Raw genomic sequence first — 255 nt, forward strand, 5'->3', positions numbered from 1 at the left:
AGCGCTATCCGACCGTCGCCCTCGATCTCGACACCATGGTCGTGGTCGACGGGAACCTCGTCACCGCCGGCGCCGCGTTCGCCCACATCGACCTCGCGCTCTCACTCGTGCGATCGATCAGCCCCGACCTGGCCCAACATGTCGCCAAGCTCCTCATCATCGACGAGCGTCCGTCGCAGGCGGCCTTCGTCGCCTACGAACATCTCCGGCACGAGGACCCGATCGTCGTCGAGTTCGAACGCTTCGTGCGCGCCC

Annotated in this window: 1 pseudogene; it reads left to right on the plus strand. The window is 66.7% G+C overall.

Annotation, left to right across the window (positions count from 1 at the left end):
* Nucleotides 1-255 (plus strand): annotated as a pseudogene (locus G8767_RS36705) (AraC family transcriptional regulator); the annotation flags it as partial.

Source organism: Rhodococcus sp. IC4_135 (assembly GCF_011602025.1).
GTDB classification, from domain to species: Bacteria; Actinomycetota; Actinomycetes; order Mycobacteriales; family Mycobacteriaceae; genus Rhodococcus_F; species Rhodococcus_F baikonurensis.